Genomic DNA, 24,512 nt, shown 5'->3' with positions numbered 1-24,512 from the left:
CGACGGAAAATCCGCAAAGCCGCCCGCCGGAAACGGCGCGGCGGCTTTTTTCTTTCAACTTCCGCAAAATCCGTTATGACCGACCCCCGGCTCCTACCAAACCGAGACGGGACTTCCGCATGACCAAATACGACGTGCTGACGGTCGGCAACGCCATCGTCGACATCATCGCGCGCTGCGACGAGAACTTCATCACCGACAACGGCATCATCAAGGGCGCGATGAACCTCATCGACGCGGAACGGGCGGAACTGCTCTATTCGCGCATGGGCCCCGCGCTCGAAGCCTCCGGCGGCAGCGCCGGCAACACCGCCTCGGGCGTCGCCAGCTTCGGCGGCAGGGCCGCCTATTTCGGCAAGGTCGCGGGCGACCAGCTCGGCGACATCTTCATCCACGACATCCGCGCCCAGGGCGTCCACTTCGAGACGAAGCCGCTTGCCGGCACGCCGCCGACTGCCCGCTCGATGATCTTCGTGACGCCGGACGGCGAACGCTCGATGAACACCTATCTCGGCGCCTGCGTCGAACTCGGCCGCGAGGACGTGGAGGAACAGGTCGTCGCGGACGCCAAGGTCACTTATTTCGAGGGCTATCTCTGGGATCCGCCGCGCGCCAAGGACGCGATCCGTGAATGCGCGCGCATCGCCCATGCGAACGGCCGCGAAGTCTCGATGACGCTTTCCGACAGTTTCTGCGTGCACCGCTACCGCGGCGAATTCCTCGAGCTGATGCGCTCCGGCACCGTCGACATCGTCTTCGCCAACAAGGCCGAGGCGCTGGCGCTCTACGAGACGGAGGACTTCGAGGAGGCGCTGCGCCGCATCGCCGGGGATTGCCGGCTTGCCGCGGTGACGATGAGCGAGGAAGGCTCCGTCGTCCTGACCAAGGGCGAGCGGACGAAGGTGGACGCGATCAGCATTCCAAGCGTGGTCGACACGACCGGCGCGGGCGACCTCTATGCCGCCGGCTTCCTCTACGGCTATACGGCCGGGCGATCGCTGGCCGATTGCGGCCGGCTCGGCAGCCTTGCCGCCGGGCTCGTCATCCAGCAGGTCGGCCCCCGCCCGCTGCTGTCGCTGGCGGAGGAAGGCCGAAAGGCCGGCCTTATTTGAAGGCTTCGCCGGGATAGGCGCCCCAGATCTCGTTCTGCGAGACCCAGCCGGCCGTGCCGTCCACTTCGGCACGGCACCAGTCGCCGTTGCATTCACCGACCTTGACGACGACGCCGGGCTGGATCTTGGCGACCACCGTGGCGTTCGCCAGCGCCTCGCGGCGCATGTTGACGAAGATCTCGTCGCCCTTGCCGCGCATCCACGGCGCGGTCACGGCGGTTCGCTCGCCCGAAAGCAGCGCCTGGTTGACCCAGCCTTCCGTGCCGTCGGCATCGCGGATGCGGCGCCAGTTGTCGTATTCCTGGATGATCTCGACCGGCACGCCGGATTTCATGTAGCGCCAGGAGACGGCATAATCGACGCTCGGGCCGACGCGCAGGTTCACGCTCCTGGCCTTGAGGCTGACGAAGCGGGGAAGCGGCAGGCCGCTCGGCCCCTTGGCCGCCTGCGCATGGGCGAACTCCACGCCGGCGACGGAAACGAGAATGCCCGCAAGGGCGGCGAGGCTGAGACGCACGAGGTGACGCATGGCAAGATCCGCACAAACTGAGGAAGGCATCGGGCTGCCGAACCGGAGCGGAGTGGCAAATCGCGCGGACCGCCCCATGAGCGGATTGTCTTCGCGACCGGGTCTGGTAGAAAATGCCCCTGATGAAGCAATCCTTGCCCAACTTGGTTAAGGACCCGTCAACAGCACGCCGGAACATCCCATGACGCAGAAGAAAAAACCGAAGGTCTACATCACCCGCCGCCTGCCCGAGGTGGTGGAGACCCGGATGCGCGAACTGTTCGACGCCGAGCTCAACATCGACGACAGCCCGCGCACACAGCCCGAACTCGTCGCCGCCGTGAAGAGCGCCGACGTCTTGGTGCCCACGCTGACGGACCGGATCGACGCCGCGCTGATCGAGCAGGCGGGGCCGCAGCTCAAATTGATCGCGTGCTTTTCCAACGGCGTCGACAATGTCGACGTGGAAGCCGCCGCGCGAAAGGGCATAACCGTCACCAACACGCCGAACGTGCTGACCGAGGATACGGCAGACATGACGATGGCGCTCATCCTCGCCGTGCCGCGCCGGCTTGCCGAGGGTGCGCGCATCCTGACCGACCGCAAGGGCGAGTGGTCCGGCTGGTCGCCGACCTGGATGATCGGCCGACGCATCTGGGGCAAGCGCCTCGGCATCGTCGGCATGGGCCGCATCGGCACCGCCGTCGCCAAGCGCGCCAAGGCCTTCGGCCTCTCCATCCACTACCACAACCGCAACCGCGTGCGCCCGGACACGGAAGACGCGCTGGAAGCGACCTACTGGGACAGCCTCGACCAGATGCTCGCCCGCGTCGACATCGTCTCGGTCAACTGCCCCTCCACGCCCGCCACCTACCACCTGCTTTCGGCCCGCCGGCTCGAGCTGATGCAGCCGACGAGCTACATCGTCAACACGGCGCGCGGCGGCATCATCGACGAGACGGCGCTGATCAAGTGCCTCAGGGAAGGCAGGATCGCCGGCGCCGGCCTCGACGTCTTCGAGAACGAGCCGTCGGTCAATCCGAAGCTGTTGAAGCTGGCGTCCGAAGGCAAGGTGGTGCTGCTGCCGCATATGAGCTCGGCCACCATCGAGGGGCGCGTGGACATGGGCGAGAAGGTGGTGATCAACATCCGCACCTTCTTCGACGGGCACCGGCCGCCGGATCGGGTGTTGCCGAGCAGGGTGTAGAAGACCCCTCCCCAACCCCTCCCCACAAGGGGGAGGGACTTACCGTGCCGCCCCGTCGGCGCGTTATCTTACACGGTGAGCAAGCCTTTGACTTTCTCCCCCCTTGTGGGGGAGATGCCGGTAGGCAGAGGGGGTTTCAGACCTTCCGCCGCCGATATTTCAGCGTCTCGAACCGCGCCGCCAATCCATCATAGAGCAGGAGCCGCCCGACCAGCGGCTCGCCGGCGCCCGTCACCAGCTTGATCACCTCCATCGCCATCAGCGTGCCGACGACCCCCGTCAGCGCGCCGACGATGCCGGCCTCCGCGCAGGCCGGCACGACGCCCGGCGGCGGGGCGGCGGGGAAGAGGTCGCGGTAGCCGGGATGAGGCGTGCCGTCCGGTCCCGCCTCATAGGGCTTCAGCACCGTCACGGAGCCGTCGAAGCGGCCGACCGCGCCCGTCACCAGCGGGATGCGCGCGGCTTCCGCCGCATCCGCCGAGGCATAGCGTGTATCGAAATTATCCGATCCGTCGACCAGAAGATCGTAGCCAGAGAGGAGGCGCGCGGCATTGTCCGGCGTCAGACGCTCGGGGATGCCAGTGAAAACGACATGCGGGTTGAGGCGGGCGACGGCGGCCTCGGCGCTGGCGACCTTCGCCGTGCCGATACCGGCGGTGTCGTGGATCACCTGGCGCTGGAGGTTGGAGAGCGAGACCGTGTCGTCGTCGAGGACGCCGACATGGCCGATGCCGGCGGCGGCGAGATACTGGATGACCGGCGCACCGAGGCCGCCCGCCCCGACAACCAGCACATTGGCCGCCTTCAGCTTCTGCTGGCCGGCGCCGCCGATCTCGGCGAGGACGATATGGCGGCGGTAGCGGTCGATCTCTTCGGGGCTCAGCGGATCGGTCATGGCAGGATGCCTCCGTTCGAGACGGTGAGGAACTGGGCGCGCTCGCCGAGCGCATCGAACATCGCCCGGTCCGTGCCGGTCATGAAGGCCTGCCCGCCGAGCGCGTCGACCCGGTCGAACAGCGCGGCGCGGCGGCCCTCGTCGAGATGTGCGGCGATCTCGTCGAGCAGCAGCACCGGCGCATGGCCGGTCATGCCGGCGACGAGCCCGGCATGGGCGAGGATGAGGCCGATGAGTAGCGCCTTCTGCTCGCCCGTCGAGCAGCGCTCGGCCTCCATGTCCTTCTCGCGGTGGCGGATGAGGAGATCGGCGCGGTGCGGGCCGTCCAGCGTGCGGCCGGCGGCCGCGTCGCGGTAGCGGCCCTCCTGCAACATGCCGAGATAGATCTCTTCGATCTCGTAGGCCGGGCGCTGCCATTCCCCGTCGAGGAAGCCGGAAAGCCGCATGGTGGCGGAGGGGAACGGTCCATCGTCGCGCGCCGCCTCGACGAGACCGGAGAGCAGGCCGACGAGCTCGTGGCGCGCATGGGCCATGGCAATGCCGAGTTCGGCCATCTGCTTTTCCAGCGCCGTCAGCCAGGCGGGATCGGGCCGGTGATCGGAGAGGAGGCGATTGCGGCCGCGCATCGCCTTCTCGAAATCCGCCGCGCGGCGGCCGTGCTCGGGATCAAGCGACAGGACCAGCCGGTCGAGGAAGCGGCGGCGATCGGCGGAGGGGCCGGTGAAGAGCCCGTCCATGGAGGGCGTCAGCCAGACGACGCGCAGGTGGTCGAGAAGCTCATCGACGGTGCGGGCCGGCGTGCCGTTGAGCCGGAGCTTTCGCGACTGGCCGTCCTCGCCGCCCTCCGTGCCGGTGCCGATATCCACCTCGCCCTGCATGCCCTCCAGCGTCGCGAAGACGGAGAAGCCGCCCTCGCTGCCAGCGCGCGGCACGTCGCCATAGGCGGCGCGGCGCAGGCCCCGGCCGGGCGACAGGAACGAGACGGCCTCCATGAGATTGGTCTTGCCGGCGCCGTTCTGCCCCGTCAGCACGACATGCCGGCCGTCGAGCGGCAGCGACAGGGCCGCATAATTGCGGAAATCCGTGAGCTTGAGGCGGGAAAGAAAGACCTTGTGCGGCATGGCGTGAGAGCTAGAGCATTTTTTTCGCCCGAGTGGAATCACTTCGCGGCACATTCGTGGGTGAGCAACAGAAAGATGGGGCGGCGGGCCCGGCGACGCAAGCGCGTCAAGCACGGTTGCCTGCGCGGCCTGCAGCGGGTAATCCAGAACTCCCGCCGCGCTTCGCATCCTCCCCTCCCAGCCAGCAGGTCCCTCCTTGTCCGCACGTCTCATCTTCGATCGCAGCTTCTCCGCCTTCCTGTTCGACATGGACGGCACGATCATCAATTCCATTCCGGCGACCGAGCGCGTCTGGACGCAGTGGGCGCTGAAGCATGGGCTCGACGTCGCGACCTTCCTGCCGACCATGCATGGCGTGCGCGGCATCGACACGATCACGCGGCTCAGCCTGCCGGGCGTCGACCCGGTCGCGGAAGCGAAGGAGGTGGAACAGGCGGAGCTGGAGGATATCGATGGCATCCTGCCCATTCCCGGCGCCATCGCGTTCCTTTCCGCCCTGCCCGCCGACCGCTGGGGCATCGTGACCTCCGCGCCGGTCGCGCTTGCCCATCGCCGCCTTGCCGCCGCCGGCATTCCGCTGCCGAAGGTCATCGTGACGGCAGAAGACGTCACCAAGGGCAAGCCGGCGCCGGACGGTTACCGCCTCGGGGCCGAGCGGCTCGGCTTCGCCTCGTCCGATTGCCTGGTCTTCGAAGACGTGCCGGCCGGCATCCTCGCCGGCGAGGGCGCGGGCGCGCAGGTCGTCGTGATGACGGCGACGCACCATCACCCGATCGAGACCAGCCATCCGCTGCTGGCGAGCTACGAGGGTGTCGCCACCGAGGTTGACGCCGACGGCAGGCTGCGGCTGGTGCGCACGGCGGACTGAGCGGTCAGCCGGCCGGCTTCGCGAGGATGCCGGCCAGCACCGTGTCGACCACGGCATCCACTTCCTCGTCGGAAACGTCGAGCCGCTCCGTCAGGAGCCGCCCCCAGGCGAAGCTCGACAGCAGCTCGGTGATCAGCTCCGGCCGGACATCCGCGCGCACCTCGCCGCGCGCCTGTGCCTTGGCGACGATGCCGCCGCTCTCGCTGCGGCGCTCGGCCATATAGGCGCAGAGCGCGGCCAGCGCATCCGGCTCGCCCTGCGCCTTCGCCAGCACGGAGCGGAAGACCGCGCCGCTCGTTCCCTCCCGCCAGGTCACCAGCAGGCTGGAAAGATAGGTTCGCAGGTCGTCGCGCACATTGCCCTTGTCCGGGAAGACGAAGCTCACGCGCTTGCGGCTGTGATAGACGTCGAGCAGGAGGGCGGCCTGCGAGGGCCACCAGCGATAGATCGTCGGCTTGCCGGCGCGCGCGCGCCGCGCCACCGCCTCGATGGAGAAGCCGCCGATCCCGTTTTCCACCAGCACCGCTTCCGCCGCCGCAAGGATCGCCGCCTCGCTTGCCGGATTGCGCGTCGCGCCGATGGAGCGGCGGGCGGGCGTCGTCTCTGTCTCTGCCATGGCCTTTTCCTTTTTTCCGCTTGTAGCACGGCCGGCACTTGAACGGAACGTTTCGTTTCTATATAAACGAAACGTTCCGTTCCATAAAGGTTGCTCCCATGACCCACACCGCATCCCCCCGCAAGCTCTCGAAATTCCACTTCGCGCTCGCCATGCTGCTGCCCGTCTATCCGCTGATCACGGCGCTTCTCTACCTCGTCCTGCCACTCACCGGGGGCTGGACGACCTGGCAGCGCACGGCGGTCATCGCGCCGATCATGGTGTTCGCCATCGTCTTCGTCGTCTCGCCCTTCGTGCAGAAGCGGTTCGCCGGCTTCATCCTGCGCGGGGCATGAAAAAGCCGGGGTCTTTCGACCCCGGCTTCCTTGCTTTCCGAAGATGCCGCGGCGCTCAGGCGGCCGGCTGGCGGGTCTTGCGCAGGTAGGGCAGGACCGTGTCGAAGGCGCCGAAGCGCGTGATAGCGTCCTCGTTGGAAACGGCGGCAGTGATGATCACGTCGTCGCCCTGCTGCCAGTTGGCCGGCGTTGCCACCTGATGCCTGCTGGTGAGCTGGATCGAATCGATAGCGCGCAGGATTTCCGCGAAGTTGCGGCCCGTCGTCATCGGATAGGTGAGGATCAGCTTGATCTTCTTGTCCGGGCCGATGACGAAGACCGAGCGCACGGTGGCGTTGTCGGCGGGCGTGCGGCCTTCCGAGCTGTCGCCGGCGGCGGCGGGCAGCATGTCATAGAGCTTGGCGACCAGAAGGTCCTTGTCGCCGATCAGCGGATATTCGACGTCGAAGCCGGTCGCCGTGCGGATGTCGGCCTTCCACTTGGTGTGGCTGTCGACCGGATCGACGGAGATGCCGATGATCTTGACGCCGCGCTTGCGGAACTCGCCCTCGATGCCGGCCATGGCACCGAGCTCGGTGGTGCAGACCGGGGTGAAGTTCTTCGGGTGCGAGAAGAGCACGGCCCAGCCGTCGCCGATCCATTCGTGGAAGCTGATCGGGCCAACGGTGGTTTCAGCCGTGAAGTCCGGAGCGATGTCGTTGATGCGCAGGCTCATGGGTCTCGTCCTCTCTATTCGATCGTGCGGGAGCGCGGGCAAGCGCCCGCGAAGATATGTCAGGCCGGGTAGATAGACCGAAAAGCCGGCCTTGCCTATAGCCGCGCGCGCCTTCGGAAAACCCGGCGGAAGGGCAAGTTTGCGCCGATCCGCCGGCTTGCAAGACAGCGTTCGGCAAGTCCTTGCGAATGCGCCAAACCGTTCTCCCGGCAGGCCGCGCGGAGGAAAGACGATTTTATTTCGCCCCGAGGGAAAATTCCGGCCTCAGGCGCCGATTTCGGCCCGCCCGCTCGTCAGATCGACGATCAGCCGGCCGATCTCCCCGGCCTTTTCGGCGGGGACGCGGAAGGCAAGGCGCGCACCGGTATCGTGATAGGCTTCCTCGTCCATCACCAGCCCGGCGAAGGCGCCGAGGCGCGCCTTGACCAGCGCGAGATCGGAAAAGCCGAGCGAGACGGTGAGCGCGACGCGCTCGACATATTCGGTCTTCTGCGCCGCACGCAGGCACATCGCCGCCGTGCCGCCATAGGCGCGGATGAGCCCGCCGCTGCCGAGCAGGATGCCGCCGAACCAGCGCGTGACGACGACCAGCGTGCGGTCGAGCGCCTGGCCGTCGATGGCCTGAAGGATCGGCTTTCCCGCCGTGCCGCTCGGCTCGCCGTCGTCGCTGAAGCGATAGACCTGGCCAATGCGGAAGGCCCAGCAATTGTGGTTGGCCGCGGGATCGGAGACCTCGGCAAGACGTGCCTTCGCCTCCACCTCGCTTTCCACCGGGCAGGCGATCGCCAGGAACCGGCTCTTGCGGATCTCCTGCTCGAAATGTTCGGTGCGGTCCAGCGTGTACACGGCCAGCCTTCGGCGTTTCGGTTCGGTCGAGCCTGTCTCGTAGCCCCTCCCTGCCCGGCGTTTCAAGCATGGAATAGATCACTAATTCTATAGACTATTGACACCTGCCACGTTTTCGCCATGATGTTGACCGGATCGTAACAACGCGGAGGCGATGGCATGATGTATCTCGGTGGCGTGACGCTCGGCTACTTCAACCTCTATCCGGTCGGCTTCCAGCCGAAGACCGAAGAGGCGGATCGCGACGATGCGCGCGGCGCGGCGACGGAAGACAGGCTTCCGCTGGAAGGCAGCCGGCTTTCCTCCTCCCGTCGCCCGGTCCAGTGGCCGCTGCACGTCTTCTTCTGAGATGACCCTCACAGGAAATCATCGGTGATTTCCTGTTATATGCCCGCGATCTCCTGGAAGGAGACGACGGAATCGGCGCCGATGCCGCGGATTTCGCCGGTCGGGCGCGCCGCCGGGTCCATGCCGGCGCGGGGCGCAAGGCGCAGCACCTTCACGCCGCCCGGCGCGAGGTGGAACCAGTTGTCCGAGGGCAGGAAGCCTTCGGCCTCGACGGTGACGGACTGGACGAAGCGGTCCGTGGAAAGCTCCAGCAGCCATTCTCCATCGTCCTGCCGAAGCTCGGCCGACAGCATTGCCGAAAAGAACGCCTTCGCCCGGCCGCGCGGGAAATGGAACGCCTCCGCGACCACCGTTCCGTTGCCGTCGACCAGCCGGCTGACCGTGACATCGTGCGACGGCGGGCCGAAACGGAAGGCATAGGTCGTATCGAAAAACGCGCCGAAAAGATCGGTCGCCGGCAGTGTCTCGGCCGAATGCGGGGCGAGCCGGACCTCCCGCCGTCCGCCGACGACCGGCTGGCGGCCGTGGCGCAGGCAGGAAAGCTCCAGCGTCAAGGTCTGTTCGTCCGCGCCGTCGTTGATGACATGCACATCGAGCCCGTTGGTGCCCTCGTCGGAAAGCACGAGCTGCACCGGGCGGAAGGCGCGGCGCAGGGCATGCCAGGCGGATTTCGGCAGGCCCGTCGCATCGACGACACCCCAGCCCGCGCCGGGCAGCAGGTCCTGGAAGGTCCAGACCAGCGCGCCGTTGCAGGTGGATTGCGGCCGGCGCCATTCGGCGAAGGTCGCCTCCATCACCTCGCCGGTGACGGCGCGGGAAAGGTCGAGATATCGGCCGGGATCCTCGCGGCGCAGGCGCGCCGGGTCCTCGCCATAGAGCAGGCCGAGATAATGGTCGCGCACGTCCTCGAAATCCCAGGAGGCGCCGCGGTCGCGCGGCACGCGGGCCTTCCAGCGCGGATCGTGCACGGCCGGCACCGGCAGGTGCGCGTCGAGCGTCTCGCGCTCCGGCACATTGGCGAAGGCGAGGCTTTCGGCGGCGAAGCGCACCTCGGCGCGGCGCGCATCCTCCAGCGGCCGGCAATAGGCGCCGACACCGTAATAGTGCGTCACGCCGGCATTGGGCGCAAAGGGCATGGCGCCGCCGCCCGGCGAATTCTCGACATAGGGCACGTCCGGCCGGTGCGCGGCGACGAGTTCGGGCAGGATCTCACGCGTCAGCGGACCGGCCCAGGCGCTTTCCGGCAGGCCGAGCATCGCCGCCTGCTGATCGATCTCGCTGCCGCCGCACAGGACGGCGAGCGACGGTGAGGTGGCATTGGCCTCTAGGAACTGCGCGATTTCCGTGCGAACGTTCTCGACGAATGCAGGATCATTAGCCGGATAATCGAAATTGGCGAACTGGAAGTCCTGCCAGACCATCAGCCCCAGCTCGTCGCAGAGCGCGAAGAAATCCGGCGCCTCATAGGTCATGGTGCCGCCGATGCGCAGCATGTTCATGTTCGCATCCGCCGCCAGTTTCAGGAGCGGCGCATAGTGCTCGCGGCTGCCCGGCAAGTCGACGATATCGGCATTGGTCCAGACCGCGCCGCGGCAGAAGATCCTCGTGCCGTTGACATGGAGCGCGAAATCCCGGTCGTCCGCGCCGCGGTCGATCTCGATGCGGCGGAAGCCGGTGCGGCCGAGCCTGTGGCGTGCGCCGTCCACAATGAGATGGACATCGTGCAGCACGGGCGCGCCATGCGTGCGCGGCCACCATGCCGCGACCTCGGGGATGGAAAGGCTTGCGGCAAACCGGCCCTCCCCGTCCCGCTTGGCAACAACGGCCATGCCGGCGCATTCGATGCGCGGCGATGTGGCGCCATCGAGGCGGAAGCGGATATCGAGCTGGCCGGCACCGTCCTCCTCCAGACGGGCGGCGATGCGCACATCGGCCGGCAGCGCGGGCGCGAGCCGCGAGAGGCGGACCGGCCGCCAGGGGCCGGCGGCATGGATCTGCGGGCACCAGCCGGGCATGCGGCCGAGCAACGTGGTGCGGACGAGCCGGAGGCCCTGCGGCGTGATCATCTGCGGGCGCCAGCGGGCACGGGGTCCGCGCTTTTCGAGATGCGGCTTCAGGGCGCGGAAGCAGAGGACGAGACGGTCGCGGCCCGTCAGCGTGACGGGAAGTTCGTGGCGCACGAACATGCTGTCGGAGGAGAGCGCCGGCGCGCCGTTCCACCAGACTTCCGTCACGGTCGCGAGCCCGTCGAAATGCAGGCACGCTTCGCCCGGCGCTTCGCCGGCAAGGTCGAGGACGTACCAGGCGTCGAGATGGTCGAGCGGCTCGGGCGCGGTCCGGTCGAAACGGCCGGCGCGCTCCAGCGCCCCGGCGACGGTGCCGGGCACGGGGGCGTCGATGAAGCCGGAGAGGCCGTCGAGCCCTGCCGGACCGGCGATCGCGCCGGCCGGCGTCAGGATCATGCGCCAGCCGTCCGAAAGCGTCCTGCCGGTCGCGGGCACGCCGTCCTCCATCAGCCGATCCGCGCGGCAAGCGCCGCCATCAGGCCGTCCCAGGCTTCGGCGGCCGGGTCGAGCGCGGTCGCGAGCGGTTCGAAGCGGCGGCGCGTCACGGCGCGGGCAAGCTGGAACTGCACCGTCTTCGCGGTCTCCGAGACCTTGCGGGCGGCATCGGCGGCGTCCTTCAGGTGGCCGTCGGGCGCAAGCCAGTCGAGATGGCTGCCGGCAAGCTCGAAATTGGCGCCGACCTGGCGCAGCGTGTTGAAGGCATATTTGTGGAAAAAGCCGAAGGGGCGATCCGCCACGGCCTCGACCTGAGCCGGAAACACCCTGGCAAAGGCCGCGAGCGGGTTTTCCGCCGGGCGCCGGGCGAAGTGGACGGCGAGCAGGCGCTTCGCCTCGCGGCGAAGATGGGCCTCGTCGGGCAGCCTTTCCGGGAATTTCGCGAATTCCGTATAGGGCAGGAAGGGCAGGTCGTCCGGGCCGTCATCGAGATGGAACAGGCCGTCGAAATCCTCGCCTTCAAGCCGGAAGAAGCCGGCATTGTGGAAATAGTCCAACCGCTTCGCCGCAAGGTCGAGCCGGTTGATCGCGACGGTCGTCTTGCCGTGCTCCTGCCGGTAGGCGACGCCGCGGGTGTCCGGCATGTAGAAACTGTCCATCTCGACGAGGCAGAGCCGGCCGCGGGCGATCTGCGTGGCGACGTGGTCCTCCACCCGGTCGAAGATCGCAAGCTCGGTGCTGCGGATGCCGTAGAGGGTTTCGAGGTCTTCCAGCGGCACCTTGAAGAAGGTGAACTGGTCGCCCTCGAAATCCTGCGCCAGCGTGAAGCCGAGCATCGCCTCGGGCGAGGCGCCGAGCGCGTTCAGCACCTCGATCCACAGATCGACATAGCAATTCGTCTCCGGCCACATGCGCTCCGCGTCGTGCAGCGCGTGCGGCCGGTAGGTTTCGGGGTCGAGCCCGGCGAAGACGGCGGCCATATCAGTCCTGGTATCCCAGCACCTTGCGGACATCGGCCGGCCAGACGGCGATATCGAGGCCGTGGCGGGCAAAGAGCGCGAGCGCGATGCGCTCCAGGCCGAAGCCGACGCAGGCGGTATGCGCAACCTCGCCGTTCTCGAGATGGAGGCCCCATTTCGCGCCGAAGGCGTCCTGATGGTAGTTGAAGCTCATGCAGGCCGTCGGCTTGGCGGCCGAGGTCACGGGGATGAGCAGCTCGAACTTCAGGTTCTGGTCGCGCTGGTTGTTGGCGAGCATGCGGCCGGCACGGCCGAAGAACGGGTCATTGGCGACATCCATCGTCACGTCGAGGCCGAGCCGGCCCATCATCTCAAGGCCGCGGTCCATCCAGCTCTGGCGGAAATCCGTCACATGACCCTCGGTGCCCATGCAGACATATTCGCGCATGCGGAAGAGCTGCTGGCGGGCGGGATCGTTGGAGGGCTCGTGCCGGAAGCAGTAGGACTGCAGGTCGTAGAGCCCGCCCTTCGCCGGCAGGCGGCCGCGCTTGGCGATGGTCGGATAGAGCGGGTAGCAGGCCGCCGGCGTCAGCACGATATCCGTCGCCTTCTGGTCCTTCGTCCAGTCGTCGCCGACCTCCATGCATTGCAGGAGGCTCATATGGTCGAGCTCGCTGCCGCAGAAGCTGTGCACCGTGCCGGCAAGCTGCGGGAAGCTCTTCATGTAGCCGCTGCTTTCGAAATGCGCGCGGCTCATGCCGGGGGGAAAGCGCATGGCTTCCGCGCCGTCGGCGCTGCCATAGGCGTCGATCAGCCGCTCGAAGCGGGCGATGACGTCCTCGAAGGCGCCGCTGCGGCCGTAGAGGCCCTCGACGCCGGTATCGATGAGAAGACCGGTATCGAAGAGCCGGTCGAGAAGCGAGGTCTGCATATCCATGGTGTCACCCGATCAGGCTGGTGTCCTGCTTGTGGACGAGCAGGAGGTTCGACGTGTTGCCGAGGATGCGGTCGTTGGAAATCATGAGCTGGGCGGAATGCGCGTCGCGCAGGTGCCGGCCGAGGCTGAAGGGCGTGCCGTTCTTGTAGCCCATGATGCCGCAGATCAGCATGGCCTGGTTGACGATCGAAAGGATCGTTTCCGAGGCGGCGATCTTGACGTTGTTCATCGCCACCGCGAAGCCGACGGAGGAGAGCCGGTCCGCATCCGCCTTGGCCGCCTCGTATTCCCGAAGGCCGGCGACCGTGCTCGCCTTGACGAGCTGGAGGAGGTTGGAAGCTTCCGCGAGGCGCAGCGCGCCGGGCGGCGTGACGCCGGGGCTCTTGCGGGCGGCGGCGCGCACGAAGGCCTGCGCCCGGGCGACCGCGTTGACGGCGATGCCGTACCAGACCGCGCTCCACAAGAGGTGCGAGGTGGCGAGCATCGACTGCGCGGCGATCTCGGCGAAAGGCTTCGGCAGGATCTGCGCCTTCGGCGCCTCGCCCTTGAAGAGCCAGCCGTCCGAGCAGGTGCCGCGCATGCCGAGCGTATCCCAGACATGGGTCCGCTCGAGCGTGTACTGGTCCCTGGTGAAGACGGTCATGACCTGGTCGGTCGAGGCGGCGTCGGCATGGGCGCGCGAGGTGATGAGGATCGCATCGGCATGGGCGCCGTAGGAGATCACCGTCGCATCCTTGGTGAGGCGGCAGGTGTCGCCCTCGACCTCGATGGCGCAGATGCTGTTGCGCAGGTTCCCGCCGATGCCGCCCTCGGTCGTCGCCGAGGCGAGCAGCAATTGCCCGGCGGCGATCCGGCGCATGAAGCCGGCGTGCCAGGGATCGTCCGCGCCGTGCGAGACGAGGCTCGACAGCTTGATGTGGTGCATGGCGAAGACCATGGCGGCGGCCGCGCAGCTCTGGCCGACCAGCGAGCAGATCTCGGCGATTTCCGAAAGCGAGGCATCGTCGCCGCCGAGCGCGGCGGGGATCTGGATCGACAGCAGCCGTTCGGCGATCATCGCGTCGACCGCTTCCCGGGGGAAGCGGCCCTTGGCGTCCACGTCGTCGGCATGCGCGGCAGCCACGGCGGCGACGCGCTCGGCGCGCTCCGTGTAGCCTCTCCCGACGGTGACGGTCATTCGGCCGCCTCCGCGCTGCCGACAAGGCTTTCCACCGCCCGGGCGATAGCCGCGATGCTCTGGAAGGACTTGCGGTTGAGCAGGCTGTCGGGGAACTCGATGTCGAAGGCGTCCTCGATGCCGAGCATCACCTGGACCGAAGCGAAGGAGGAAAGGCCCGCCGCGTAGAGATCGGCATCGTCCGCGAGCTGATCGACCGGAACCGGAAGGCCGCCGTGCTTGCTGAGGATTTCACGGATTTTCTGCTTCATGCTTTTCTCCCATCGGGCTCGTCCGGCCAAACATCTGGCCGCCATTCATCCTGCCCAATGGCTTAGGCCCGGCCGGATAAGATCGGCTGAAGGGACATGGATAAGATTTCGTGAACCGCCTCGCAGCGCTGCTCCAGCCTGGAACGCGTGCCTATCGCCATTTCTGAAGAAAAGATGAGAAGGTCCGGATTTTCGGGCGATTGCGCGAGAGGCTAGGTGTTTCGCAACGATACGAATCGGGGCCATTCAAGCTTTATCAACCATAAGGCGAAAAGCTGCCCGAAAATCGCAATCGCTCACCAAAATGGGGGATTACGGCGCCGCCGGACACGGCATCGGCGATTGACGCCGTGCCGTATCGTGCCGGACAGGGAGCGCTGCCTTGCCGGCTCAGACCGTCCCGGCGGGCCGCGCGGCCTTCGTCAGTGCGCCTCGTCCCAATTGGTCGCGGCGCGTGCATCCACCTTCAGCGGCACCTTCATCGACAGCGCCGGCATGGAGGCGTTTTCCATGATGTCGACGATGACGGGAATGGCCTTGTCGACCTCGCCGTCCTCGACCTCGAAGATCAGTTCGTCATGCACCTGCAGCAGCATGCGGGCGGACAGGCCGGCGGCGGCGAGCGCCGGCTCCATCTTCACCATGGCGCGGCGGATGATGTCGGCGGCCGAGCCCTGGATCGGCGCGTTGATCGCGGCGCGCTCGTTAAAGGCGCGCACCGACGGGTTGGACGATTTGATCTCCGGGTAATGGGCGCGGCGGCCGAAGATCGTCTCGACATAGCCGTTCTCGCGGGCGAAGGCCTTGGTACTGTCCATGTAGTCCTTGATGCCCGGGAAACGCTCGAAATACTTCCTGATGTAGTCGCCCGCCTCCGAACGCTCGATGGAGAGCTGGTTGGCGAGGCCGAAGGCCGAGATGCCGTAGATGATGCCGAAATTGATCGCCTTGGCGCGGCGACGGATTTCCGCCGGCATGCCTTCCACCGGCACGCCGAACATCTCCGACGCGGTCATGGCATGGATGTCCATGCCATCGGCGAAAGCCTGCTTGAGCTGCGGGATCTCGGCGACATGGGCGAGCACGCGCAGTTCGATCTGGCTGTAGTCGGCCGAGACCAGCCTGTTGCCGGGCGTCGAGATGAAGGCCGTGCGGATCTTGCGGCCTTCGGCCGTGCGCACCGGGATATTCTGCAGGTTCGGGTCCGAGGAAGAGAGGCGCCCGGTCGTCGTCGCTGCGAGCGCATAGGACGTGTGCACGCGCTTCGTCTCGGGATGCACGAAGCCGGGCAGCGCGTCGGTATAGGTGGATTTCAGCTTGGTGAGCTGGCGCCAGTCGACGATCTTGCGCGGAAGCGGGATGCCCTGCGCGGCAAGGTCCTCCAGCACCTGCGCGGAGGTCGACCACTGGCCGGTCTTGGTCTTCGATGCGCCCGGAAGACCCATCTTGCCGAAGAGGATGTCGCCGAGTTGCTTGGGCGAGCCGATGTTGAAGCGTTCGCCGGCAAGTTCGTAGATCTCTTCCTCGAAGCCGGCCGCGCCCTGCGCCAGCTCGCCGGAAAGGCGGGAGAGTACCTGCCGGTCGATGGTGATGCCGCGCTCCTCCATGCGGGCCAGCACGGGCACCAGCGGGCGTTCCAGCCGCTCGTAGACCGCCGTCATGCGCTCGGCCGCAAGGCGCGGCTTCAGGACGTGCCAGAGCCGCAGCGTCACGTCGGCATCCTCGGCCGCATAGGCCGTGGCGCGGGCGATATCGACCATGTCGAAGGTCTGCGCGCCCTTGCCGGAGCCGGCGACTTCCTTGTAGGCGATCGGCTTGTGGCCGAGCCAGCGCTCGGAAAGCGTGTCCATGCCATGGTTGCCCGCCCCGGCATCGAGCGCATAGGACATCAGCATCGTATCATCGAAGCCCTGCATGGTGATGCCGTGGCGGCGCATGACGAGATAGTCGTATTTGAGGTTCTGCGCGACCTTGAGGACGGACGGATCCTCCAGCAGCGCCTTCAGCCGCTCCAGCGCGGCGCGGACCGGGATCTGCCCCTCGGCCAGCCCGCCGCCGAGGAGGTCCCCGACGCCGGTCTTGTGGTTGACCGGCACGTAGCAGGCGCGGATCGTGGTGCCCGACGGGTCCTTGGCATTGTCGGCGATGGCGAGCGAGAAGCCGCAGAGCTCGGCCTGCATGGCGTCGAGCGAGGTCGTCTCGGTATCGAAGCCGACGAGGCCGGTCTCGCGCGCCGCCGCGATCCAGCGGTCGAGCGCGTCGAGGTCGCGCACCGTCTCATAGGTCGAATGGTCGATCGGGCCGGCGGAGAAGCGCTCGGCACGGGACCTTGCAAGGGCCGAGGGCGTGGCTTCGCCCGGCTTTGCGGTCGGCAGCAGGGTCTCGGCGGCCTCGGCCGCCGTCTCGTCGCCGTCAAGATCGAGCGCGGGACCGGCGACCTCGCCCTTGTCGAGATCCGGGCCATGCGCCTCGGCGCCCCATTCGACCGGCACGCTCGCCGCCTCGATGGCGCCGGCATCGCAGTCGCAGGCTTCCGCGACGCGGCGGGTCAGCGTGGTGAATTCCATGGCCTTCAGGAAGGCGATGAGCTTCGGCCCGTCCTGCGGATGCAGGATCAGGTCGTCCAGCGGCATGTCGAGCGGTGTGTCGGTCTTCAGCGTGACGAGCTGGCGCGAGAGCAGCACGAGCTCGCGGTTGGCGATGATGTTCTCGCGGCGCTTGACCTGCTTGATCTCCTCGGCGCGGGCGAGCAGCGTGTCGAGGTCGCCATACTCTTCCAGAAGCTGCGCGGCGGTCTTCGGGCCGATGCCGGGCACGCCGGGCACGTTGTCGGTCGAATCGCCGGTCAACGACTGCAGGTCGATCATCTTCTCCGGCGGCACGCCCCATTTCTCGATGACTTCGGGAATGGAGATCTGCTTGTCCTTCATGCCGTCATACATCGAGACGTTCTGCGTCACGAGCTGCATGAGGTCCTTGTCGGAGGAGACGATGGTAACGTCCGCCCCATCGGCCTCGGCGAGGCGGGCATAGGTGGCGATCAGGTCGTCCGCCTCGAAGCCTTCCTTCTCGATGCAGGGCAGGTTGAAGGCGCGGGTGGCGTGGCGGATCAGGCCGAACTGCGGGATCAGGTCTTCCGGCGGCGCGGTGCGGTTCGCCTTGTACTGGTCGTAGAGCTCGTTGCGGAAGGTCTTCGAGGAATAGTCGAAGATGACGGCGAAATGCGTCGGCGTCACGCCTACGTCGGTATTGCGCGCATCCTTCAGGAGCTTCCACAGCATGTTGCAGAAACCGGAGACGGCATTGACCGGCAGCCCGTCCGACTTGCGGTTGAGCGGCGGGATGGCGTGGAAGGCGCGGAAGATGAAGCCGGAGCCGTCAACGAGGAAGAGATGATCACCTTTTTTCATGGGGTGAATGGATAGCGCGGGCCGCCTGCCACGTCCATCTCTCATTGCGGATACAGGCCCTCCCCAACCCCTTCCCCCAAGGGGGAGATACCGGCAGGCAGAGGAGGTTTCCCGGCCCTGCGAAGCCTCACGCGAACGTTACCAATTTGTAATTTTCAGCGGGGCTGGAGTCCCTTGAAAAGCCACATTCGGACCCACAGATATTGGTCATCGGCACCTGATCAAAGCCGTTGTCTGGCATACGGCCTGTCCCCCGCCGCGCCAGACGAGGACAAAGGCCTCATCCCCCTCTCCGGGCCTTTGTCCATAATTCGCAGAAGCCGCCGCGACACGCCTCCTGTCGCCGGCGGCTTCTCGCATTTCGGGCCCTCCGCACGGATATACGAGACACCTTCGCGGCCATGCGGATCGCGGGCGATCCGACATTGTCTTCCGCCGCGAACCGGCATAGCTTTCCCGCATGGACTTTGATCGCAAGGAGTCGGCAGCCTACCTCGCCAATCTTCTGGCGAAGGCGGCCTCGCGCGCCCTCCATGCGCGGGCGGACGGCGCGGGCTTCGCGCCCGGCCAGTTCCCGGTCCTGCTCGAATTGTGGGGCGGCGACGGCCTGACCCAGCGCGAACTTCTCGACCGACTCGACATCGAACAGGCGACGATGGCCAACACGCTCTCGCGCATGGAGCGCGACGGACTGATCTTGCGCCGCCGGCACCCGAAGGACCGGCGGGCGCAGCTCGTCTTCCTGACGACGCGCGGCAAGGCGCTGCGCGAGACCGCGATGGCCGCCGCATCCGCCACCGAGGAGGCGCTGTTCCAGGGCTTCCGGCGCTTCGAGCGGGAGCTGCTTCTGGAATATATGCGCATGGTGCTCGCCAATCTCGGCCGCGATCCGCGCGTCTGACCGTCGCAAGACCGTCATACGATTTGCCCTCGCCGAGGCGATCGGTCTAATGTCGCCGCGCAATTCGCAAGGGATTCGACCATGACCAACATTCTGCCCGTCCTCGATCGCGCCAGCGCCGGCATTCCCGCCAGCCTCGAACGGCTTTTCGAGCTGGTGCGCATCAAGTCCATTTCCACAGACCCGGCCTTCAAGGCCGATTGCCGCAAGGCGGCCGAATGGCTGGTCACCGAGCTGCGCTCGCTCGGCTTCGACGCCACCGTGCGCGACACCCCCGGCCATCCCATGGTCGTCGCCCATCACGACGGCGCGCGTGCCGATGCCCCGCATGTGCTGTTCTACGGCCATTACGACGTCCAGCCGGTCGATCCGCTGAACCTCTGGGACCACGATCCCTTCGAGCCGGCGGTGCGCGATGCCGAAGGCGGCCGCCGCATCATCACCGGCCGCGGCACCTCCGACGACAAGGGCCAGCTCCTGACCTTCGTCGAAGCCTGCCGCGCCTACAAGGAAACGGCCGGCACGCTGCCCTGCCGCGTCACGATCCTCTTCGAAGGCGAGGAAGAATCCGGCTCGCCCTCGCTGAAGCCCTTCCTCGAAGCCAATGCGGCGGAGCTGAAGGCCGATTTCGCCCTCGTCTGCGACACCAGCATGTGGGACGCCGACACGCCGGCGATCTCGGCGGGCCTGCGCGGCCTCGTCGGCGAGGAGATCGTCATCAAGGCGGCCGACCGGGACCTGCATTCCGGCTATTTCGGCGGCGCGGCGGCAAACCCGATCCACATCCTTTCCGACATTCTCGCCGGCCTTCACGACGAGACGGGCCGCGTGACGCTCGACGGCTTCTACGAGGGCGTCGAGGAGACCCCGACGCAGATCAAGGCCGCCTGGGAAAAGCTCGGCAGCTCGGCGGAAAGCCTCCTCGGCGAGGTCGGCCTGTCGATCCCGTCCGGCGAGAAGGGCCGCTCCGTGCTGGAGCTCACCTGGGCGCGGCCGACCGCCGAGGTCAACGGCATCACCGGCGGCTATACCGGCGAGGGCTTCAAGACCGTGATCGCGGCGGAAGCCTCGGCGAAGGTCTCCTTCCGCCTCGTCGGCAAGCAGGATCCCGCGAAGATCCGCGACGCCTTCCGCGCCTATGTCCGCTCGAAGGTCCCGGCCGACTGCTCGGTCTCCTTCCACGCCCATGGCGGCTCGCCGGCCATCCAGCTTCCCTACGATTCGGCGCTCTTGGAAAAGGCGAAGTCCGCGCTGTCGGACGAATGGCCGAAGCCGGCCGTCGTCATCGGCATGGGCGGGTCCATCCCCATCGTTGGCGATTTCCAGAAGATGCTCGGCATGGAATCCTTGCTCGTCGGCTTTGCGCTGTCGGACGACCGCATCCATTCGCCGAACGAGAAATACGAACTGCGTTCCTTCGAGAAGGGTATCCGCTCCTGGGTCCGGATCCTCTCCGCGCTGGCGGCGCGTTGACGCAGAAGTGATGACGCGGCTGGCTGGCATTCACCGGGCGAACCGGAAATGCTGGCCAACCGACCAACGACAAGAATGGCCGCGTCGCACCGCGCGATGACAGGCCCATGATGGGGAAGGGTGAGGATGGCGCCAGCACGGACTGCGAAGGCAACCTGCTGCTCGAACGACGGCCTGTCGAAGACGGCCGAAGGCGGGGCGGCATGAAGCGACTGCGGAAATTCTTCTGGCCGCTCGTCAGCACCCTCGCGATCGTCCTGTCGGTCTATATCCTCTACAAGGACCTGCGCGGCCTTTCGCTCGACGAATTCATGGCGAGCATCAACGCCATTCCGGTATCCGGCTGGATCCTCGCCTGCGGGGCGACGCTTGTCGCCTATGCGGCGCTTGCCGGCTACGACCACCTGGCGCTGGAGCATCTCGGCCACCGCATCTCGCTGTGGTTCATCACCCTCACCTCCTTCACCACCTATGCGCTGTCGCACAATATCGGCGCCTCGGTGTTTTCCGGGGCGCTGGTGCGCTATCGCGCCTATACGTCGAAGGGACTTACCGGATCGGAGGTGGGCGTTCTCGTCGCCTTCTGCTCCTTCACCTTCGCGCTCGGCACCTTCATGCTGTTCGGCTTCGTGCTGGTGCTGGAGCCGGAGATCATCGAGCGCTTTGCCGATTTCCTGCCGATCGAGGCGGCCTTCTCGACGGGGGTCTTCATCCTCGCGGTGGTCGCGCTCTACGTGGTGGGCAGCCTCGTCGGCTTCCGGCCGATCGACACGCGCTGGCTCAAGCTCGAATATCCCAAGCCCTCGCTCGTCTTCCGCCAGCTCATCATCGCGCCGATCGAACTGATCGGCGCGGCGGGGATCATCTATTTCGTGCTGCCGGCGGAGGGCAATCCCGGCTTCTTCGTCGTGCTCGGCATCTTCCTCGCCTCCTTCTCCGTCGCGCTCCTCTCCCATGCTCCGGGCGGCATCGGCGTGCTCGAGCTCGTCTTCCTCGCCGGCCTGCCGGACATGGATCCGGCCGTGGTGCTGGCGGCGCTCGCCGTCTTCCGCCTCTTCTACCTCATCGTTCCCTTCGTCATGGCGCTTGTCGTCATCCTCGTCTTCGAGCGATCACGTTTTCTTGCACGAGCGAGGAACGGAGAGGATTGAAACCAGGAATAGTTTCGGTTCATCTTCGGTTCAGTCGAATTGTTTCATGCTCTGATCCGTCCAGATCATTGTGAAGCAATGAAAAACCAAGGGAGACCGACATGAAGACAACGATCAAGACCGGCCTTTCCGCCGCCATGGCCGTCGCCATGTTCGCCACGACGTTCGTCCCCGCACAGGCTTTCGCCGTTCCGATGCCCAAGGCCGGCGTTTCTCAGAGCAGCGACGTCGAGCAGGTGCAGTATCGCAGGAGACATGGCGGCTGGTATCACGGCCACCGCGGCTATCGTCATGAGCGCCGGGGCTATCGCCGCCATTCGGACGGCTGGTGGTATCCGCTGGCCGCCTTCGGCGCCGGCGCGATCATCGGCGGCGCGATCGCCAACGACGGCTATTCGCGCCCGCGTTACGAAGGCATCAATCCGCGCCACACCGACTGGTGCTATGCGCGCTATCGCTCGTACCGGGCCTACGACAACACGTTCCAGCCCAATTACGGCCCGCGCCGCGAGTGCCTCTCGCCCTACTATTGAGACGACCTTCCGGGCGGCCTTCGGGCCGCCCGATCCCGTCGACCTGATTCCATCGAATTGACGGCAGCGCGTTCACCGCTTCTTAACGACCCCTTAAATCGCCGCATTTAAGGTCCACCGACCGGCGATATCAGAGGGTTCATCCGACCGCTTATGGCAGGCAACCGAAAATCCCAGCGCATCGAACCGTCCTTCCGGGGAGCGGCAGGGCGAGACGACGACGATGATCTCCATCTCGGCGCGGAGGATCGTGTGGCCGGCGGCGGGCGGAACGGCCGCGGCAAGCCGTCGAAGGCCGCCAGGGCGCGGCGCGGCGAGACCCGGCGCCGGCAGCCCTCGCTCGGCATCTTCGGCCTCTTCCGACGGCTCGTCTACTGGTGCCTGGTGCTCGGCCTTTGGGGCGCCATCGGCGTCGGCGGGCTCGTGCTCTATTACGGCTCGCGCATGCCGAGCGCCACGAGCTGGGCGATCCCCGACCGGCCGCCGAACGTCAAGATCCTCTCGGTCAACGGCGACATCATCGCCAATCGGGGCCTGACCGGCGGCGAGGCGCTGTCGCTGGAGAACATGTCGCCCTACATTCCGCAGGCGGTCATCGCCATCGAGGACCGGCGCTTCTACTCGCATTTCGGCATCGACCCGCTCGGCCTTGCCCGCGCGATGCTGACGAACGTGACGTCCGGCCGCATGGTGCAGGGCGGCTCGACCCTGACGCAGCAGCTCGCCAAGAACATGTTCCTCTCGCCCGAGCGCACGCTGGAGCGCAAGGTGCAGGAAGTGCTGCTCTCGATCTGGCTGGAGCACAAATACACCAAGGACCAGATCCTTGCGATGTATCTCAACCGCGTGTTCTTCGGCTCGAATTCCTACGGCGTGGAAGCGGCCTCGCGGCGCTACTTCAACAAGTCGGCGCGCGACGTCAATCTCGGCGAGGCCGCGCTTCTGGCGGGCCTGCTGAAGGCGCCCTCCCGCCTTTCGCCGGCGCGCGATCCGGAGGCGGCGGAGGCGCGCGCCCAGGTCGTCCTCGGCGCAATGCGCGAGGAAGGCTACATCACCGACGCGGAGATCAAGACCGCGATGTCGCAGAGCCCGGCGCGGGCGAAGAGCTACTGGTCCGGCGCCGAGCACTATGCCGCCGACATGGTCATGGCCCAGCTTCCCGGCATGATCGGCGACATCAAGGAAGACCTCGTCATCGACACGACCATCGATCTCGACCTCGAGAAGAAGGCCGACGAGGCGATCTCGAAGATTCTCGACAAGGACGGCGCCAAGTCCAATGCCTCGCAGGCCGCCCTCGTCTCCATCGACGGCACGGGCGCGATCCGCGCGCTGGTCGGCGGGCGCGATTATGCCGAAAGCCAGTTCGACCGCGCCTCCAAGGCCAGGCGCCAGCCCGGCTCGGCCTTCAAGCCCTTCGTCTATGCCGCCGCGCTTGAAGCGGGCCGCTCGCCGCTGTCGCTGCGCAACGACGCGCCGGTCAGGATCGGCAAGTGGACGCCGGAGAACTACGACCAGAAATATCGCGGCGAGGTGACGCTGGCCGCGGCCTTCGCCGAATCGCTCAACACCATCGCCGCCCAGCTCGTCATGGAAGTGGGGCCGGACGAGGTGGTCAAGCTCGCCCGCCGGCTCGGCATCGAATCGGACCTGCAGGCCAATGCCTCGATTGCGCTCGGCACCTCCGAGGTGACGCTCGTCGAGCTGACGTCGGCCTATGCGCCCTTCATGAACGGCGGCTACAAGGCGACGCCCCACATCATCCGCCGCATCTCGACCGCCGAGGGCAAGGTGCTCTACGAGAACACCTACGACAATCCGCCCCGCGTGCTGGAGCCCAACATCGTTTCCATGATGAACGGCATGATGATGCGCGTGATTTCGCAGGGCACCGGGAAGAACGCCCGCATTCCCGGCTGGCCGGCCGCCGGCAAGACCGGCACGACGCAGTCCTTCCGCGACGCGCTCTTCGTCGGCTATACCAGCAATCTGACGACCGGCGTCTGGTTCGGCAACGATGACGGCAAGTCGATGAAGAAGGTGACGGGCGGCGGGCTTCCGGCACGCGCCTGGAGCCAGTTCATGACGGCGGCCCATGCCGGCCTCTCGCCCTCACCGCTCTTCGGCACGGCGGGCGGCGACCCGCTGCAGGCCACCGAGCCTGCGCCGGAAGGCGACCAACTCTTCGACATCATCTCGCGCACGCTCGGCACCGACGAACGGCCCACGGACACCGGCGCGGCCGTCGCCAACGAGCAGACCGGCACCGTGCCGCTCGATGACGGGCCAATCGACGACGGGATGATCCCGCCGGCCGAGGTCGGCGGCGATGGCCGGCCGGCCACGCACCGCACGACGCTTCTCGACATCCTGATGGGCGGCTGACGTCCACGTAAAACCTGCACCGCGCGGTACGGACCGTTCTGCCGGCTTGACGCCCGCCGGCAAGCTCACCACATTGCCGGCGGCGACCCTTTCACCTTGCCGGACACGCTGATTTTGCGCGCTTTGCGCCTCGTCCATGTCTTGCAGTCGTCTGGAGGGGTCCTTATATACCCCGCAAAGCTTCGGTTCAGACCGGTGCTTTCGACAAGACCATACCATTAGGGGCTGCCAAAAGAATGCCTGAATGGGTTCCGGCAGCTCGC

Annotated in this window: 22 protein-coding genes; 10 read left to right on the top strand and 12 right to left on the bottom strand. The window is 66.7% G+C overall.

Annotated features, from left to right (window positions below; translation table 11 throughout):
* The first annotated feature begins 119 nt into the window (after positions 1-119).
* Positions 120-1,112 (top strand): adenosine kinase, encoded by a 993-nt coding sequence (locus DSD28_RS15000; protein WP_119257231.1) that lies wholly within the window; start codon positions 120-122, stop codon positions 1,110-1,112.
* Here the strand turns inward: DSD28_RS15000 and DSD28_RS14995 are convergent.
* Entirely contained in the window at positions 1,105-1,641 is a 537-nt protein-coding gene (locus DSD28_RS14995) for an SH3 domain-containing protein (RefSeq protein ID WP_119257230.1), read from the bottom strand. The two genes, DSD28_RS15000 and DSD28_RS14995, sit on opposite strands and share 8 nt — an antisense overlap.
* A gap of 181 nt (positions 1,642-1,822) precedes the next feature.
* Between DSD28_RS14995 and DSD28_RS14990 the strand changes: the two genes are divergently transcribed.
* Positions 1,823-2,827 carry a 2-hydroxyacid dehydrogenase gene (locus tag DSD28_RS14990; protein WP_119257229.1) on the top strand — a complete coding sequence of 335 codons (1,005 nt, stop codon included), beginning with the start codon at positions 1,823-1,825 and terminating at the stop codon, positions 2,825-2,827.
* Positions 2,828-2,963: 136 nt separating this feature from the next.
* Here DSD28_RS14990 and moeB read toward each other — a convergent pair whose 3' ends face one another.
* A complete protein-coding gene (gene moeB / locus DSD28_RS14985; protein WP_119257228.1) occupies positions 2,964-3,722 on the bottom strand; it encodes a molybdopterin-synthase adenylyltransferase MoeB in 759 nt (252 codons plus the stop codon).
* Positions 3,719-4,843 carry a DNA replication/repair protein RecF gene (recF, locus tag DSD28_RS14980; protein ID WP_119257227.1) on the bottom strand — a complete coding sequence of 375 codons (1,125 nt, stop codon included), beginning with the start codon at positions 4,841-4,843 and terminating at the stop codon, positions 3,719-3,721. The genes moeB and recF overlap by 4 nt, the downstream gene beginning before the upstream one ends.
* A 196-nt stretch (positions 4,844-5,039) precedes the next feature.
* Here recF and DSD28_RS14975 point away from each other — a divergent pair, with 196 nt between their 5' ends.
* Complete coding sequence (locus DSD28_RS14975) at positions 5,040-5,711, top strand: HAD-IA family hydrolase (protein ID WP_281048103.1); 672 nt, start codon at positions 5,040-5,042, stop codon at positions 5,709-5,711.
* Positions 5,712-5,715: 4 nt separating this feature from the next.
* Here DSD28_RS14975 and DSD28_RS14970 read toward each other — a convergent pair whose 3' ends face one another.
* The gene (locus DSD28_RS14970) at positions 5,716-6,327 is read right to left on the bottom strand and encodes a TetR/AcrR family transcriptional regulator (protein ID WP_119257226.1); all 612 of its coding nucleotides are present in this window, start codon (positions 6,325-6,327) and stop codon (positions 5,716-5,718) included.
* 98 nt (positions 6,328-6,425) lie between these two features.
* Here DSD28_RS14970 and DSD28_RS14965 point away from each other — a divergent pair, with 98 nt between their 5' ends.
* A complete protein-coding gene (locus DSD28_RS14965; protein WP_119257225.1) occupies positions 6,426-6,662 on the top strand; it encodes a hypothetical protein in 237 nt (78 codons plus the stop codon).
* A 55-nt stretch (positions 6,663-6,717) separates the two neighbouring features.
* Here the strand turns inward: DSD28_RS14965 and DSD28_RS14960 are convergent, their stop codons facing one another.
* Together DSD28_RS14960 and DSD28_RS14955 are read right to left on the bottom strand one after the other, a co-directional pair.
* Entirely contained in the window at positions 6,718-7,377 is a 660-nt protein-coding gene (locus DSD28_RS14960; RefSeq protein ID WP_119257224.1) for a peroxiredoxin, read from the bottom strand.
* 264 nt (positions 7,378-7,641) lie between these two features.
* Positions 7,642-8,223 (bottom strand): IMPACT family protein, encoded by a 582-nt coding sequence (locus DSD28_RS14955; RefSeq protein WP_119257223.1) that lies wholly within the window; start codon positions 8,221-8,223, stop codon positions 7,642-7,644.
* Positions 8,224-8,382: 159 nt separating this feature from the next.
* Here DSD28_RS14955 and DSD28_RS14950 point away from each other — a divergent pair, with 159 nt between their 5' ends.
* Complete coding sequence (locus DSD28_RS14950; RefSeq protein WP_162911414.1) at positions 8,383-8,571, top strand: hypothetical protein; 189 nt, start codon at positions 8,383-8,385, stop codon at positions 8,569-8,571.
* Positions 8,572-8,606: 35 nt separating this feature from the next.
* Here DSD28_RS14950 and DSD28_RS14945 read toward each other — a convergent pair whose 3' ends face one another.
* The 6 genes from DSD28_RS14945 to polA form a co-directional block, all read right to left on the bottom strand.
* A complete protein-coding gene (locus DSD28_RS14945) occupies positions 8,607-11,084 on the bottom strand; it encodes a glycoside hydrolase family 2 protein (RefSeq protein ID WP_119257221.1) in 2,478 nt (825 codons plus the stop codon).
* Positions 11,084-12,052, bottom strand: a complete 969-nt coding sequence (locus tag DSD28_RS14940; protein WP_119257220.1) for a DUF1839 family protein — start codon at positions 12,050-12,052, stop codon at positions 11,084-11,086. The genes DSD28_RS14945 and DSD28_RS14940 overlap by 1 nt, the downstream gene beginning before the upstream one ends.
* 1 nt (position 12,053) lies before the next feature.
* Positions 12,054-12,968, bottom strand: a complete 915-nt coding sequence (locus tag DSD28_RS14935; RefSeq protein ID WP_119257219.1) for an amino acid--[acyl-carrier-protein] ligase — start codon at positions 12,966-12,968, stop codon at positions 12,054-12,056.
* A 4-nt stretch (positions 12,969-12,972) separates the two neighbouring features.
* A complete protein-coding gene (locus tag DSD28_RS14930) occupies positions 12,973-14,145 on the bottom strand; it encodes an acyl-CoA dehydrogenase family protein (protein ID WP_119257218.1) in 1,173 nt (390 codons plus the stop codon).
* Positions 14,142-14,396: an acyl carrier protein gene (locus tag DSD28_RS14925; protein WP_119257217.1), complete on the bottom strand. Its 255-nt coding sequence runs from the start codon at positions 14,394-14,396 to the stop codon at positions 14,142-14,144. Before DSD28_RS14925 ends, DSD28_RS14930 begins: the two co-directional genes overlap by 4 nt.
* 422 nt (positions 14,397-14,818) lie before the next feature.
* Positions 14,819-17,806: a DNA polymerase I gene (gene polA, locus DSD28_RS14920; RefSeq protein ID WP_119257216.1), complete on the bottom strand. Its 2,988-nt coding sequence runs from the start codon at positions 17,804-17,806 to the stop codon at positions 14,819-14,821.
* Between the two features lie 460 nt (positions 17,807-18,266).
* Here polA and DSD28_RS14915 point away from each other — a divergent pair, with 460 nt between their 5' ends.
* The 5 genes from DSD28_RS14915 to DSD28_RS14895 all read left to right on the top strand — a co-directional run bounded on the left by DSD28_RS14915 (position 18,267) and on the right by DSD28_RS14895 (position 24,249).
* The gene (locus DSD28_RS14915; RefSeq protein WP_119257215.1) at positions 18,267-18,707 is read left to right on the top strand and encodes a MarR family winged helix-turn-helix transcriptional regulator; all 441 of its coding nucleotides are present in this window, start codon (positions 18,267-18,269) and stop codon (positions 18,705-18,707) included.
* A gap of 81 nt (positions 18,708-18,788) precedes the next feature.
* Positions 18,789-20,180 carry a dipeptidase gene (locus tag DSD28_RS14910; RefSeq protein WP_119257214.1) on the top strand — a complete coding sequence of 464 codons (1,392 nt, stop codon included), beginning with the start codon at positions 18,789-18,791 and terminating at the stop codon, positions 20,178-20,180.
* 203 nt (positions 20,181-20,383) lie between these two features.
* Complete coding sequence (locus tag DSD28_RS14905) at positions 20,384-21,331, top strand: lysylphosphatidylglycerol synthase transmembrane domain-containing protein (protein ID WP_119257485.1); 948 nt, start codon at positions 20,384-20,386, stop codon at positions 21,329-21,331.
* A 101-nt stretch (positions 21,332-21,432) separates the two neighbouring features.
* Complete coding sequence (locus DSD28_RS14900) at positions 21,433-21,864, top strand: BA14K family protein (protein WP_119257213.1); 432 nt, start codon at positions 21,433-21,435, stop codon at positions 21,862-21,864.
* Positions 21,865-22,017: 153 nt separating this feature from the next.
* Positions 22,018-24,249 carry a transglycosylase domain-containing protein gene (locus DSD28_RS14895; protein ID WP_119257212.1) on the top strand — a complete coding sequence of 744 codons (2,232 nt, stop codon included), beginning with the start codon at positions 22,018-22,020 and terminating at the stop codon, positions 24,247-24,249.
* Positions 24,250-24,512 lie beyond the last annotated feature (263 nt).

Origin of the sequence: Shinella zoogloeoides (assembly GCF_003574625.1) — a bacterium.
GTDB lineage: Bacteria > Pseudomonadota > Alphaproteobacteria > Rhizobiales > Rhizobiaceae > Shinella > Shinella zoogloeoides_A.
The sequence above is the reverse complement of the archived record's forward strand: the minus strand, read 5'-3'. Positions and strand labels throughout refer to the sequence as shown.

What these genes read in the sequence shown, in the direction of transcription:
- DSD28_RS14950 (WP_162911414.1), top strand. Translation starts at nt 8,383, where the DNA reads ATGATGTATCTCGGTGGCGTGACGCTCGGCTACTTCAACCTCTATCCG.
- polA (WP_119257216.1), bottom strand. Translation starts at nt 17,806, where the DNA reads ATGAAAAAAGGTGATCATCTCTTCCTCGTTGACGGCTCCGGCTTCATC.
- DSD28_RS14965 (WP_119257225.1), top strand. Translation starts at nt 6,426, where the DNA reads ATGACCCACACCGCATCCCCCCGCAAGCTCTCGAAATTCCACTTCGCG.
- DSD28_RS14935 (WP_119257219.1), bottom strand. Translation starts at nt 12,968, where the DNA reads ATGGATATGCAGACCTCGCTTCTCGACCGGCTCTTCGATACCGGTCTT.
- DSD28_RS14925 (WP_119257217.1), bottom strand. Translation starts at nt 14,396, where the DNA reads ATGAAGCAGAAAATCCGTGAAATCCTCAGCAAGCACGGCGGCCTTCCG.
- DSD28_RS14905 (WP_119257485.1), top strand. Translation starts at nt 20,384, where the DNA reads ATGAAGCGACTGCGGAAATTCTTCTGGCCGCTCGTCAGCACCCTCGCG.
- DSD28_RS14930 (WP_119257218.1), bottom strand. Translation starts at nt 14,145, where the DNA reads ATGACCGTCACCGTCGGGAGAGGCTACACGGAGCGCGCCGAGCGCGTC.
- recF (WP_119257227.1), bottom strand. Translation starts at nt 4,843, where the DNA reads ATGCCGCACAAGGTCTTTCTTTCCCGCCTCAAGCTCACGGATTTCCGC.
- DSD28_RS14900 (WP_119257213.1), top strand. Translation starts at nt 21,433, where the DNA reads ATGAAGACAACGATCAAGACCGGCCTTTCCGCCGCCATGGCCGTCGCC.
- DSD28_RS15000 (WP_119257231.1), top strand. Translation starts at nt 120, where the DNA reads ATGACCAAATACGACGTGCTGACGGTCGGCAACGCCATCGTCGACATC.
- DSD28_RS14970 (WP_119257226.1), bottom strand. Translation starts at nt 6,327, where the DNA reads ATGGCAGAGACAGAGACGACGCCCGCCCGCCGCTCCATCGGCGCGACG.
- DSD28_RS14995 (WP_119257230.1), bottom strand. Translation starts at nt 1,641, where the DNA reads ATGCGTCACCTCGTGCGTCTCAGCCTCGCCGCCCTTGCGGGCATTCTC.
- DSD28_RS14960 (WP_119257224.1), bottom strand. Translation starts at nt 7,377, where the DNA reads ATGAGCCTGCGCATCAACGACATCGCTCCGGACTTCACGGCTGAAACC.
- DSD28_RS14945 (WP_119257221.1), bottom strand. Translation starts at nt 11,084, where the DNA reads ATGGAGGACGGCGTGCCCGCGACCGGCAGGACGCTTTCGGACGGCTGG.
- moeB (WP_119257228.1), bottom strand. Translation starts at nt 3,722, where the DNA reads ATGACCGATCCGCTGAGCCCCGAAGAGATCGACCGCTACCGCCGCCAT.
- DSD28_RS14990 (WP_119257229.1), top strand. Translation starts at nt 1,823, where the DNA reads ATGACGCAGAAGAAAAAACCGAAGGTCTACATCACCCGCCGCCTGCCC.
- DSD28_RS14910 (WP_119257214.1), top strand. Translation starts at nt 18,789, where the DNA reads ATGACCAACATTCTGCCCGTCCTCGATCGCGCCAGCGCCGGCATTCCC.
- DSD28_RS14940 (WP_119257220.1), bottom strand. Translation starts at nt 12,052, where the DNA reads ATGGCCGCCGTCTTCGCCGGGCTCGACCCCGAAACCTACCGGCCGCAC.
- DSD28_RS14915 (WP_119257215.1), top strand. Translation starts at nt 18,267, where the DNA reads ATGGACTTTGATCGCAAGGAGTCGGCAGCCTACCTCGCCAATCTTCTG.
- DSD28_RS14895 (WP_119257212.1), top strand. Translation starts at nt 22,018, where the DNA reads ATGGCAGGCAACCGAAAATCCCAGCGCATCGAACCGTCCTTCCGGGGA.